Origin of the sequence: Bacillus paramycoides, from assembly GCF_001884235.1 — a bacterium.
Taxonomy (GTDB): domain Bacteria; phylum Bacillota; class Bacilli; order Bacillales; family Bacillaceae_G; genus Bacillus_A; species Bacillus_A paramycoides.
On record NZ_MAOI01000069.1, the window covers coordinates 225,099 to 238,404 of the forward strand.

Genomic DNA, 13,306 nt, shown 5'->3' on the forward strand with positions numbered 1-13,306 from the left:
AAAGGTTGCAGCTATGCTAAAATTTTGAGGTACACTGTCTTTGTGGGGGAAATGAAAATGATATATTATGTAATAGCGTTATTTGTCATTGCCATCGATCAAATATCGAAATGGCTAATTGTAAAGAACATGGAATTGGGTACGAGCATTCCGATTATCGATAATGTATTATACATAACATCACATCGAAATAGAGGAGCTGCCTGGGGGATTTTAGAAGATAAAATGTGGTTCTTCTACATTATTACAGTCGTTTTTGTAGCATTTATCGTAATTTATATGAAAAAATATGCGAAAACAGACAAACTTCTAGGGATTTCATTAGGTCTAATATTAGGCGGAGCAATTGGTAATTTCATTGATCGTGTATTTAGACAAGAAGTAGTGGATTTCATTCACGTGTATATTTTCTCGTACAACTATCCAGTATTCAATATAGCTGATTCAGCATTATGTATTGGTGTTGTATTAATTATTATTCAAACATTATTAGAAGGCAAGAAAACGAAGGAGTAATTGAATGAGTGAAGTAGTACAAGTAACAGTTGCAGAAGAACAAAAAAGCGAGCGAATTGATAAATTCGTTGCAGAAATAAACAGTGAATGGTCACGTTCACAAGTACAGCAATGGATTAAAGATGATGTTGTAACAGTTAATGGGAAATCGGTAAAAGTAAATTATAAAGTTAAAGAAAATGATGAAATTACAGTAACGATTCCTGATCCGGAAGAGTTAGATATTCAAGCAGAAGATATGAACTTAGAAATTTATTATGAAGATGCAGATGTACTTGTTGTAAATAAGCCACGTGGTATGGTTGTACATCCAGCACCAGGTCATACAAGTGGTACACTTGTGAACGGTCTTATGCACCACTGTACAGATCTATCAGGCATTAACGGTGTAATGCGTCCTGGTATCGTGCATCGTATTGATAAAGATACATCTGGCCTATTAATGGTTGCTAAAAATGATATGGCGCACGAATCACTTGTAAATCAACTTGTAGCAAAAACAGTAACAAGACGTTATAAAGCGATTGTGCACGGTGTTATTCCGCATGATAAAGGAACTATCGATGCTCCGATTGCTCGTGATAAGAAAGAACGTCAAAGTATGACGGTTGATGAAAATGGTAAGAACGCTGTTACACATTTCCAAGTATTAGAGCGATTTAAAGATTTCACACTTGTAGAATGTCGCTTAGAAACAGGACGTACACATCAAATTCGTGTTCATATGAAATATATTGGCTATCCACTTGCAGGAGATCCAAAGTATGGTCCGAAGAAAACGTTAGATATGAATGGACAAGCACTTCATGCAGGTATTTTAGGGTTTGACCATCCTCGTACTGGTGAATATATTCAGTTTGAGGCACCGATTCCAGAAGTGTTTGAAGATGCATTAAATATTTTACGAAAATAGTATTGACAAATCATTAGAAAACTGAGATACTGACAACAGTTAAATAATGATCCTTTAACACAGCCCCGTGAGGTTGAGAAGGTAACGGTTTGAAATACTTAGGGTATGCTGTACCCTTTTTTCAAAAGTCCTCTCGCACACGCTGAGAGGACTTTTTTTATACCATTACTCTCACGCAAGAAAAAGAGCTTGGAGGTGTAGAGCATGCAAGAGAAAGCTGTAGTTTTAGATGACCAAATGATTCGCCGCGCTTTAACACGAATTAGTCATGAAATCGTGGAACGAAATAAAGGTGTCGATAATTGCGTTCTTGTCGGAATTAAAACACGTGGAATTTTTATTGCACAACGTTTGGCAGAACGAATTGGTCAAATTGAAGGAAAAGAGATGGAAGTAGGAGAGTTAGATATTACGTTATATCGTGATGATTTAACACTACAATCCAAAAATAAAGAACCACTTGTAAAAGGTTCTGATATCCCTGTAGATATTACGAATAAAAAAGTTATCCTTGTGGATGATGTATTATATACAGGAAGAACAGTTCGAGCAGCAATGGATGCTCTTATGGATTTAGGTAGACCATCGCAAATCCAACTGGCTGTCCTTGTTGATAGAGGACATCGTGAATTACCAATTCGCGCTGATTATGTAGGAAAGAACATTCCAACATCAAGTGAAGAGCGTATCGAAGTTGATTTGCAAGAGACAGATCAACAAGATCGAGTAAGCATATACGATAAGTAAAGCCCTTTTAAATGTAGTCCTGTGAGGCTGCCAAAGGGTCTTGGCTTTCATATGTCAAATTTGGCATACGAAAGTATAGGACTCTTTGTGCACAGGCACAAAGAGTTTTTTTATTGCAAAGAATTAGACTGAAGGAGGATGTAACAATGGAACAAAAGCCAGTGTTAGACGTTAATGAAGTACCGAAACCGGGAAAATGGTTATTTTTAAGTATACAACATTTGTTCGCGATGTTTGGATCAACAGTGCTTGTTCCGTTTTTAACAGGATTGAATCCGTCAGTGGCGTTAATATCAAGTGGATTAGGAACGCTAGCGTTTCTTCTTATAACGAAAGGTCAAGTACCAGCATATTTAGGATCATCATTCGCCTTTATTGCACCAATTATTACAGCAAAAACAGCAGGTGGACCTGGAGCGGCAATGCTTGGTGGCTTGCTAGCCGGACTTGTGTACATCTTAATCTCAATCGGAATTAAGAAGTCTGGATCAGAGTGGATTATGAAATTACTCCCACCAATCGTAGTTGGTCCGGTAGTAATGGTAATCGGTCTAGCTTTAGCACATACAGCAGTTAATATGGCGATGAACGGTGCGGATGGTAAGTATAGCTTTACACACTTTTCAGTAGCGCTAGTAACATTAGCGATTACAATTATCTGCTCTATATTCGGAAGAGGATTTTTCAGCATAATACCAGTTCTACTTGGTATCATTGGCGGATATATCTTCGCTTACTTCCAAGGGCTAGTAGATTTAAAGCCGGTTGCTGAAGCAAAATGGTTTGTTGTACCAGATTTTACAGTACCGTTTGTAACATACACTCCAGAGTTTTCATGGAAGATTGTACTTTTAATGGTACCAGTTGCACTAGTAACAATTTCAGAACATATCGGACATCAAATTGTACTTGGAAATGTTATTAAAAGAGATTTAATTGAAAAACCAGGCTTACACCGTTCAATCTTCGGTGATGGTATAGCAACATTGATCGCATCACTAATAGGTGGACCACCGAATACAACATACGGTGAAAACATCGGTGTGCTAGCAATTACGAGAGCATACAGTGTATACTTATTCATCGGCTCAGCAGTGTTCGCAATCATGTTCGGATTTATCGGTAAGATTTCTGCACTGATTCATTCGATCCCAACACCAGTTATGGGTGGTGTATCAATCTTACTATTCGGTGTAATCGCATCAAGTGGATTACGCATGATGGTAGATGATAAAACAGACTTAAGTGACAAACGAAACTTAATGATTGCATCAGTAATACTAGTAATCGGTATTGGTGGAGCGGTACTTCACGTAGGAGAATCGTTCCAAGTAGAAGGAATGGCACTAGCAGCAATTGTAGGCGTACTGTTAAATCTACTACTACCGGAAACGAAACAAATAAAACAATCTAAGCAGATTGCTTCATAATAATAACCTTTTAATTCAGTCCTGTGAGACCGGAAAGGGTGGCTTCTTTCTTGCACCCTAGTCTCACACGACTAGGGTATTTTTATGCAAAGGTTGTTATAAAAATACAAAAGTGGTAACATAAAAATCAGAAAGACGAGGGATGACGATGAGCCATTTGTTAACGATGAGTGAATTATCGGAAGTAGAAATTTCAGAAATCCTAAAAGACGCAGAAGATTTTGCGAATGGGAAAGAGAGCAAAACGACAGAGCAAACTTTTGTTGCGAACTTGTTCTTTGAGAATAGTACGAGAACGAGATTTAGCTTTGAAGTTGCTGAGAAGAGATTAGGACTTGATGTTTTAAACTTTTCAGCTGATGCATCTAGCGTACAAAAAGGAGAAACTTTATACGATACGATAAGAACACTAGAATCAATCGGAACAAAAGCGGTGGTCATCCGCCATGAGCAAGATCGCTACTTCGATGAGCTAAAAGATCAGGTGAATATCCCGATCTTAAACGCTGGAGATGGATGTGGAAACCACCCAACGCAGTGCCTACTCGACCTTCTTACAATTAAACAAGAGTTTGGAAGATTTGAAGGTTTGAAGATTGCAATAGTAGGAGATGTTCGTCATAGCCGAGTAGCACGTTCTAATGCAGAAGCATTAACGAAGCTGGGTGCAACAATTTACTTTGCAAGTCCAGAAGAGTGGAAAGATGAAGACAACACATTTGGAACATACAAACCATTAGATGAACTAGTTCCAGAAGTGGATGTAATGATGTTACTTCGTGTACAACATGAGCGTCATGATCATTATGAAACAGACATTATGAAAGAGTATCATGAGAAACACGGATTAACAGTAGAAAGAGAAAAGCGTATGAAAGAAGGAAGCATTATTATGCATCCAGCTCCTGTAAACCGTGATGTTGAAATTGCAAGTGAACTTGTTGAGTGTGAGCGTTCACGCATATTTAAACAAATGGAAAATGGAGTTTACGTAAGAATGGCTGTACTAAAACGCGCCTTACCAAATGTATTAGGAGGAATGAAACATGAATTACTTGTTTAAAAATGGTCGTTATATGAATGAAGAAGGAAAAATCGTAGCAACAGATCTTCTCGTACAAGACGGTAAAATCGCTAAGGTGGCAGAAAATATTACGGCAGATAATGCTGAAGTAATCGATGTGAACGGAAAGTTAATCGCACCTGGATTAGTAGATGTACACGTACATCTTCGTGAACCAGGTGGTGAACATAAAGAAACAATTGAAACAGGTACACTAGCAGCGGTAAAAGGTGGATTCACTACAATTTGTGCAATGCCAAATACACGCCCAGTACCAGATTGCAGAGAACATATGGAAGACTTGCAAAATCGTATTAAAGAAAAAGCGCATGTCAACGTACTACCATACGGAGCAATTACAGTACGTCAAGCGGGTTCTGAAATGACAGATTTCGAAACATTAAAAGAACTTGGAGCATTTGCTTTCACTGATGACGGTGTAGGCGTACAAGATGCTAGCATGATGTTGGCTGCTATGAAGCGTGCGGCGAAATTAAATATGGCAGTAGTTGCGCACTGTGAAGAGAATACTCTTATTAATAAAGGTTGTGTACATGAAGGGAAGTTTTCTGAGAAACACGGATTAAACGGTATCCCATCAGTATGTGAATCTGTACATATTGCAAGGGATATACTGCTTGCTGAAGCGGCAGATTGTCACTATCACGTATGTCACGTAAGTACGAAAGGCTCTGTACGCGTAATTCGTGATGCAAAGCGCGCTGGAATTAAAGTAACAGCAGAAGTAACACCTCATCACCTAGTGTTATGTGAAGATGATATCCCATCAGCTGATCCTAACTTTAAAATGAACCCACCGCTTCGTGGAAAAGAAGATCACGCAGCACTAATTGAAGGTTTATTAGATGGAACGATTGATATGATCGCAACTGATCATGCACCGCATACAGCGGAAGAGAAAGCACAAGGAATTGAAAGAGCACCATTCGGAATTACTGGTTTTGAAACAGCATTCCCACTGCTATACACAAACCTTGTGAAAAAAGGAATTATTACATTAGAGCAGTTAATTCAATTCTTAACAGAAAAGCCAGCTGATACATTCGGCTTAGAAGCAGGTCGCCTGAAAGAAGATAGAACAGCTGATATTACAATCATTGATTTAGAACAAGAAGAAGAGATTGATCCAACAACATTCTTATCAAAAGGAAAAAATACACCATTCGCAGGTTGGAAATGCCAAGGATGGCCGGTAATGACAATCGTTGGTGGTAAGATCGCATGGCAAAAGGAGAGTGCATTAGTATGAAAAGACAACTTATCTTAGAAGATGGAACAGTATTAATTGGAAAAGGTTTCGGAGGAGAAATCGAAAAGTCAGGTGAGGTTGTATTTACAACAGGAATGACTGGATATCAAGAAACATTATCTGATCCATCATATTGCGGTCAAATCGTAACATTCACGTACCCATTAATCGGAAACTACGGCATCAACCGTGACGATTTTGAATCGATTCACCCATCTGTAAATGGTTTAATCGTAAACGAAATTTGTGATCACCCATCAAACTTCCGTAATGAAATTTCGTTAAATGATTACTTAAAAGAAAGAAACATCCCAGGGTTAGCAGGAATTGATACGAGAAAATTAACAAGAAAAATTCGTCAATACGGTACATTACGTGGACGTCTATGTAACATGGATGTAGATGTAGAATACATCGTGAGCCAATTAAAAGCGACAGTATTTACAGATCACGTGAAACGCGTATCAACGAAAGATCCATACCCAAGTCCAGGCCGTGGACACCGAGTTGTACTTGTAGACTTCGGAATGAAACATGGTATTTTACGAGAATTAAATAAGCGTGACTGTGATGTAATTGTAGTACCTTACAATACAACAGCAGAAGAGATTTTACGCCTTAGCCCAGATGGAATTATGTTAAGTAATGGACCTGGGGATCCAAAAGATGTACCAGAAGCAATTGAAATGTTAAAAGAAATCATCGGTAAAGTTCCTTTATTCGGGATTTGCTTAGGACATCAATTATTCGCTCTAGCATCTGGTGCGAATACAAGTAAGTTGAAATTCGGTCACCGTGGTTTAAATCACCCAGTAAAACACCTTGCAACTGGAAAAGTAGCAATTACATCTCAAAACCATGGTTACGCAGTAGAAGAAGAGTCAGTTAAAAATACAGATCTTGAAATTACGCATGTTGCTTTAAACGACGGAACAGTAGAGGGTCTTAGTCATAAGAAGTTCCCTGCATTTACAGTACAATACCATCCAGAAGCTTCAGCAGGACCAGAAGATGCAAATGATTTATTCGAAGATTTCTTAGCAATGATTGAAAACTTCAAGAAAGAAGGGGAAGAGTTATGCCAAAACGCCTAGACATTAACACAATTTTAGTAATCGGATCAGGACCAATTGTAATTGGGCAAGCAGCAGAGTTTGATTACTCTGGTACACAAGCTTGTCAATCTCTTAGAGAAGAAGGTTACAAAGTAATCCTTGTTAACTCTAACCCAGCAACAATTATGACAGATACTGCAACAGCAGATAAAGTATATATAGAACCATTAACATTAGAATTCGTAAGCCGTATCATTCGTAAAGAACGTCCAGATGCAATCCTACCAACATTAGGTGGTCAAACAGGGTTGAATATGGCTGTTGAACTTGCGAAATCAGGCATACTTGAAGAGTGCGGAGTTGAAATTTTAGGAACAAAATTATCAGCAATCGAGCAAGCGGAGGATCGTGATTTATTCCGTACATTAATGCAGGAATTAAATGAACCAATTCCATCTAGCACCATTATTCATACGCTAGAAGAAGCACATGAATTTGTAAAAGAAATTGGTTATCCAGTTATTGTTCGCCCAGCATTTACAATGGGGGGAACAGGTGGCGGAATCTGTAGTAATGAAGAAGAACTAATTGAAATCGTATCAGGTGGATTAAAACATAGTCCAGTAACACAATGTTTATTAGAAAAGAGCATTGCTGGTTGTAAGGAAATTGAATATGAAGTAATGCGTGATTCGAATGATAACGCGATTGTAGTATGTAATATGGAAAATATCGATCCAGTTGGGGTTCACACAGGTGATTCTATCGTTGTAGCACCGAGCCAAACATTAAGTGACCGTGAGTATCAAATGTTACGAAATACTTCATTAAGAATTATTCGTGCATTAGGAATTGAAGGTGGATGTAACGTTCAGCTTGCACTTGATCCACATAGCTTCCAATACTATGTAATCGAAGTAAACCCGCGTGTAAGTCGTTCGTCTGCACTAGCATCTAAAGCAACTGGATATCCAATTGCGAAGCTAGCGGCGAAAATTGCAGTCGGTTTAACATTAGATGAAATTGTAAACCCAGTAACACAAAAAACATACGCTTGCTTCGAGCCAGCATTAGACTATGTTGTTTCAAAAATTCCACGTTGGCCATTTGATAAGTTTGAATCAGCAAACAGAACACTTGGTACACAGATGAAGGCAACGGGTGAAGTTATGTCAATCGGACGTAACTTAGAACAATCATTATTAAAAGCGGTTCGTTCTTTAGAACTTGGTATCTATCACTTAGAATTAGATCACTTAAAAGAACTTGACAAAGAAACAATGAAAAAACGCATTATTAAAGCCGATGATGAGAGACTGTTTATTGTAGCAGAAGCAATTCGTCAAGGTGTAACGAAAGAAGAAATCAACGAATGGTGTGAAATGGACTTCTTCTTCTTACAAAAAGTTGAAAACATCGTAAACATGGAACGCAAAGTAAAAGAAAATGTAGGAAATATGGAAGTATTACAATCTGCGAAAGAAATGGGCTTCAGTGACCATTACATCGCAGCTGCTTGGAACAAAACAGAGCGTGAAATTTACGATATGCGTAAAGAAAGCAATATGACTCCTGTTTATAAAATGGTAGATACTTGTGCGGCAGAGTTTGAATCTGCAACACCATACTACTACAGCACATATGGTGACGAGAATGAATCGATTGTAACAGATCGTAAGAGTGTAGTTGTACTAGGATCTGGTCCAATCCGTATTGGTCAAGGTGTTGAGTTTGACTATGCAACAGTTCACTCTGTATGGGCAATTAAAGAAGCTGGATATGAGGCAATCATTGTTAATAACAACCCAGAAACAGTTTCAACAGACTTCAGTATTTCTGACAAATTATACTTTGAACCACTAACAATCGAAGATGTAATGCACATTATCGACTTAGAAAAGCCAGAAGGTGTTATCGTCCAATTCGGTGGACAAACGGCAATTAACTTAGCTGCTAAATTAGAAGAACACGGTGTGAAAATCTTAGGAACATCACTTGAAGATTTAGACCGTGCAGAAGATCGTGATAAGTTTGAAGCAGCGTTAACGCAGCTTGGTATCCCACAACCAGTTGGTAAAACAGCAACGACTGTAGAGCAAGCGGTAGCAATCGCTGACAAAATTGGTTACCCAGTATTAGTAAGACCATCTTACGTACTTGGTGGACGTGCGATGGAAATTGTATATCGTCAAGAAGAACTGCTGCACTATATGAAGAACGCAGTGAAAGTTCATGCGGATCACCCAGTATTAATTGACCGCTACATGGTTGGTAAAGAAATTGAAGTAGATGCAATTTCAGACGGTGAGAATGTATTCATTCCAGGTATTATGGAACATATTGAACGCGCTGGAGTTCACTCTGGTGACTCAATTGGAGTATATCCACCACAAAGCTTATCTGAAAAATTAAAAGAACAAATTATTGAACATACAATTGCACTTGGACGAGGATTAAACATTGTTGGATTACTAAATATCCAGTTTGTAGTATTCAAAGATGAAGTGTATGTAATTGAAGTAAATCCACGTGCGAGCCGTACAGTACCATTCTTAAGTAAAATTACAGGCGTACCGATGGCGAATGTTGCAACGAAAGTTATTTTAGGTCAAAACCTTGTAGAACAAGGATATGGAACTGGCTATCACCCAGAAGAGAAGGAAGTGTATGTAAAAGCTCCAGTATTCTCATTTGCGAAACTACGCTCAGTTGATACAACATTAGGGCCTGAAATGAAATCAACAGGTGAAGTAATGGGTAAAGACTTAACGCTTGAAAAAGCATTATACAAAGGGCTAGTTGCTTCTGGAATTAACATTCCAACGCACGGATCAGTAATCATTACTGTAGCTGATAAAGACAAAGAAGAAGCGATGGAAATTGCAAAACGTTTCCACGAAATCGGCTATAACTTATTAGCAACAGCTGGAACAGCACAATCGTTAGCAGAGCAAAATATTCCAGTGCAAGTTGTAAATAAAATTGATTCTGAAGAATACAACTTACTTGATATTATCCGTCAAGGAAAAGCACAGTTTGTAATCAATACATTAACAAAAGGAAAACAACCAGCGCGTGATGGTTTCCGCATTCGCCGTGAATCAGTAGAAAATGGTGTGGCTTGCTTAACATCACTTGATACAACGAGAGCAATCTTGAGAGTACTAGAATCTATGACATTCTCAGCTCATTCAATGAAAGAAATTACGCAAACGAAGCGTCACGAGGTGGTACATGCATGATGCAAAAGCAAAATATGATCGTCGTTAACCAAAAAGAAATCGCAAAAAACATTTACGAATTAGTGCTTCAAGGGGATCTGGTGCAACAAATGAACGATCCAGGGCAGTTTGTACACATAAAGGTAGCAGAGGGCATTACGCCCCTTCTGCGCCGCCCAATTAGTATTTGTAATGTCGATCAAGACAAGAACGAATTTACAATGCTATATCGTGCGGAAGGACAAGGAACAAAAACATTAGCAAAAAGAAAACAAGGTGAACTTGTAGATGTGTTAGGACCACTTGGTCATGGATTTCCTGTAGAAGAAGCGGAAGCTGGACAAACGGCTTTATTAGTAGGCGGGGGAATTGGTGTACCACCACTATATGAATTGTCGCAGCGTCTTGTAGCAAAGGGAGTACGCGTTATTCACATCTTAGGTTTTCAAACGAAAGATGTTGTCTTCTATGAAGAGAAATTCGCAGAGCTTGGTGATACGTATGTTGCAACAGTTGATGGTACGCACGGTACGAAAGGGTTTGTAACAGATGTAATTGATAGCTATGGAATTGACTTTGACATTCTATACTCATGTGGACCTTTAGCAATGCTTCGTGCATTAGAAGGACGCTATAAAGAGAGAAAAGCCTACATTTCATTAGAAGAACGTATGGGCTGTGGCATCGGAGCATGTTTCGCATGTGTATGCCATTTGCAAGCAGATCCGAGTGGACATTCTTACAAGAAGGTGTGTAGCGACGGACCAGTATTTCCAATCGGGGAGGTTGTACTATGAACAGATTGCAAGTTGAATTACCAGGGTTATCATTAAAAAATCCAATCATCCCAGCATCTGGTTGCTTCGGATTTGGTCGTGAGTATGCACAGTTCTATGATTTAAGTGTACTTGGATCAATTATGATTAAAGCGACGACGGAACAGCCTCGTTATGGAAACCCAACGCCTCGTGTTGCTGAAACACCAGGTGGAATGCTAAATGCAATTGGGCTTCAAAATCCTGGATTAGAAAAGGTAATGAATTCTGAATTACCTTTTCTCGAGCAATTTGATCTTCCGATTATTGCAAATGTTGCTGGTTCACAAGCTGAGGATTACGTAGCGGTTGCGAAGGAAATCTCAAAAGCACCAAATGTTCATGCGCTAGAATTAAATATTTCTTGTCCAAACGTAAAAACGGGTGGTATCGCTTTTGGTACAAATCCTGAAATTGCTGCTGATTTAACGAAGCGAGTAAAAGAGGTTTCTGAAGTGCCGGTATATGTGAAATTGTCACCGAACGTGGCAAACATTGTGGAGATTGCAAAAGCAATTGAAAATGCAGGTGCGGACGGTTTAACGATGATTAATACATTGCTTGGTATGCGTCTAGATTTAAAAACTGCAAAACCAATTTTAGCAAACCGTACGGGCGGACTATCAGGGCCTGCGATTAAGCCAGTAGCAATTCGTATGGTACATGAAGTAAGTCAAGCGGTTAACATTCCGATTATCGGAATGGGTGGTATTGAAACTGCGGAAGATGTAATTGAATTCTTCTACGCTGGCGCAAGCGCAGTTGCAGTAGGGACAGCGAACTTTATTGATCCGTTCGTTTGTCCAACGATCATTGAAGAGTTACCTACATTACTAGATGAGTTAGGATTTGACCACATTTCGGAATGTCAAGGAAGGAGCTGGAAGCAAACATGTCACAGTCGTTAATCGTTGCACTGGATTTTCCAGGTAAGAAAGAGGTAGAACAATTTTTACATCACTTTGAAGAGGAAGAGTTATTTGTCAAAGTTGGTATGGAGTTGTTTTATAAAGAGGGACCTGCAATTATTACGTACTTAAAGGAAAAAGGACATAAAATCTTTCTAGATTTAAAGCTTCATGATATTCCGAATACAGTAAAAAGCGCTATGCGCAGCCTAGCTAGTCTAGATGTTGATATGGTAAATGTTCATGCTGCTGGGGGAAGCAGTATGATGAAAGCTGCGATCGAGGGATTAGAGGAAGGTAAGCAAGAAGGAAAAGAGAGACCGATTTGTATTGCAGTTACACAACTAACAAGCACTTCGGAAGCTATGATGAAAAAAGAGATTGGTATTGAGAAAACGTTAGAAGAAGCGGTTGCTCATTATGCCAAATTAACGAAAGAAAGTGGACTTGATGGAGTTGTTTGTTCAACACTTGAAGTACCAAAATTACGTGAAGTATGCGGGGAAACATTTGTAACAGTAACACCGGGGATTCGTCTTGCAAGTGATGATGTGAATGACCAAGTGCGCGTTGCAACACCGAAACGTGCGAGGGAACTTGGTTCAAGCTACATCGTAGTTGGACGTAGTATTACAAAAGCAGAAAATCCGCTTGAAGCGTATAAAACAGTAAAACAACAGTGGGAAGGTGTAACAGTATGAAAAAAGAAATCGCGTCGCATTTATTAGAAATTGGAGCAGTATTTTTACAACCGAATGATCCATTCACTTGGTCTTCTGGTATGAAATCACCAATTTATTGTGATAATCGTTTAACTTTATCTTATCCAAAAGTACGCCAAGCGATTGCAGCTGGATTAGAAGAGTTAATTAAAGAGCACTTCCCAACTGTAGAAGTTATTGCAGGAACAGCAACTGCTGGTATTGCGCACGCTGCATGGGTAAGCGATCGTATGGATTTACCAATGTGCTACGTACGTAGTAAAGCAAAAGGACACGGTAAAGGGAACCAAATCGAAGGAAAAGCTGAAAAAGGTCAAAAAGTAGTTGTAGTAGAAGATTTAATTTCAACTGGTGGTAGTGCAATTACATGTGTAGAAGCACTTCGCGAAGCTGGTTGTGAAGTATTAGGAATCGTATCAATCTTCACATACGAGCTTGAGTCAGGAAAAGAGAAACTAGAAGCAGCAAACGTAGCATCATATTCTTTAAGTGATTACAGTGCATTAACTGAAGTTGCAGCAGAAAAAGGTATGATTGGACAAGCTGAAACGAAAAAATTACAAGAGTGGCGTAAAAATCCAGCTGACGAGGCTTGGGTTACAGCGTAACACGAAAAAAGACGACCGCGGGGGGAAACGCGGTCGTC

12 protein-coding genes are annotated in these 13,306 nt (G+C 39.0%); all 12 read left to right on the plus strand.

The window, feature by feature from the left end; all coding sequences use genetic code 11:
• The first annotated feature begins 57 nt into the window (after positions 1-57).
• Entirely contained in the window at positions 58-516 is a 459-nt protein-coding gene (lspA, locus tag BAU28_RS13695; protein ID WP_048373978.1) for a lipoprotein signal peptidase LspA, read from the plus strand.
• A gap of 4 nt (positions 517-520) precedes the next feature.
• Positions 521-1,429, plus strand: coding sequence for an RluA family pseudouridine synthase (locus BAU28_RS13700; protein WP_071718823.1), 909 nt, complete (start codon positions 521-523; stop codon positions 1,427-1,429).
• A 204-nt stretch (positions 1,430-1,633) separates the two neighbouring features.
• Positions 1,634-2,176 carry a bifunctional pyrimidine operon transcriptional regulator/uracil phosphoribosyltransferase gene (pyrR, locus tag BAU28_RS13705; protein ID WP_025148299.1) on the plus strand — a complete coding sequence of 181 codons (543 nt, stop codon included), beginning with the start codon at positions 1,634-1,636 and terminating at the stop codon, positions 2,174-2,176.
• A 146-nt stretch (positions 2,177-2,322) separates the two neighbouring features.
• Positions 2,323-3,606 carry a uracil permease gene (uraA, locus tag BAU28_RS13710; RefSeq protein ID WP_048373975.1) on the plus strand — a complete coding sequence of 428 codons (1,284 nt, stop codon included), beginning with the start codon at positions 2,323-2,325 and terminating at the stop codon, positions 3,604-3,606.
• A gap of 148 nt (positions 3,607-3,754) precedes the next feature.
• A complete protein-coding gene (gene pyrB / locus BAU28_RS13715; protein WP_000018850.1) occupies positions 3,755-4,669 on the plus strand; it encodes an aspartate carbamoyltransferase in 915 nt (304 codons plus the stop codon).
• Positions 4,653-5,939, plus strand: coding sequence for a dihydroorotase (gene pyrC, locus BAU28_RS13720; protein WP_071718824.1), 1,287 nt, complete (start codon positions 4,653-4,655; stop codon positions 5,937-5,939). The genes pyrB and pyrC overlap by 17 nt, the downstream gene beginning before the upstream one ends.
• Positions 5,936-7,033, plus strand: coding sequence for a carbamoyl phosphate synthase small subunit (locus tag BAU28_RS13725; RefSeq protein ID WP_071718825.1), 1,098 nt, complete (start codon positions 5,936-5,938; stop codon positions 7,031-7,033). The genes pyrC and BAU28_RS13725 overlap by 4 nt, the downstream gene beginning before the upstream one ends.
• Positions 7,018-10,236, plus strand: a complete 3,219-nt coding sequence (gene carB / locus BAU28_RS13730) for a carbamoyl-phosphate synthase large subunit (RefSeq protein ID WP_071718826.1) — start codon at positions 7,018-7,020, stop codon at positions 10,234-10,236. Before BAU28_RS13725 ends, carB begins: the two co-directional genes overlap by 16 nt.
• Positions 10,233-11,012: a dihydroorotate oxidase B electron transfer subunit gene (gene pyrK, locus BAU28_RS13735; RefSeq protein WP_002173137.1), complete on the plus strand. Its 780-nt coding sequence runs from the start codon at positions 10,233-10,235 to the stop codon at positions 11,010-11,012. The genes carB and pyrK overlap by 4 nt, the downstream gene beginning before the upstream one ends.
• Entirely contained in the window at positions 11,009-11,938 is a 930-nt protein-coding gene (pyrD, locus tag BAU28_RS13740; protein ID WP_071718827.1) for a dihydroorotate oxidase B catalytic subunit, read from the plus strand. Before pyrK ends, pyrD begins: the two co-directional genes overlap by 4 nt.
• The gene (gene pyrF / locus BAU28_RS13745; RefSeq protein ID WP_071718828.1) at positions 11,923-12,639 is read left to right on the plus strand and encodes an orotidine-5'-phosphate decarboxylase; all 717 of its coding nucleotides are present in this window, start codon (positions 11,923-11,925) and stop codon (positions 12,637-12,639) included. The genes pyrD and pyrF overlap by 16 nt, the downstream gene beginning before the upstream one ends.
• Positions 12,636-13,268, plus strand: coding sequence for an orotate phosphoribosyltransferase (pyrE, locus tag BAU28_RS13750; RefSeq protein WP_000711455.1), 633 nt, complete (start codon positions 12,636-12,638; stop codon positions 13,266-13,268). The genes pyrF and pyrE overlap by 4 nt, the downstream gene beginning before the upstream one ends.
• The last annotated feature ends 38 nt before the right edge of the window (positions 13,269-13,306 follow it).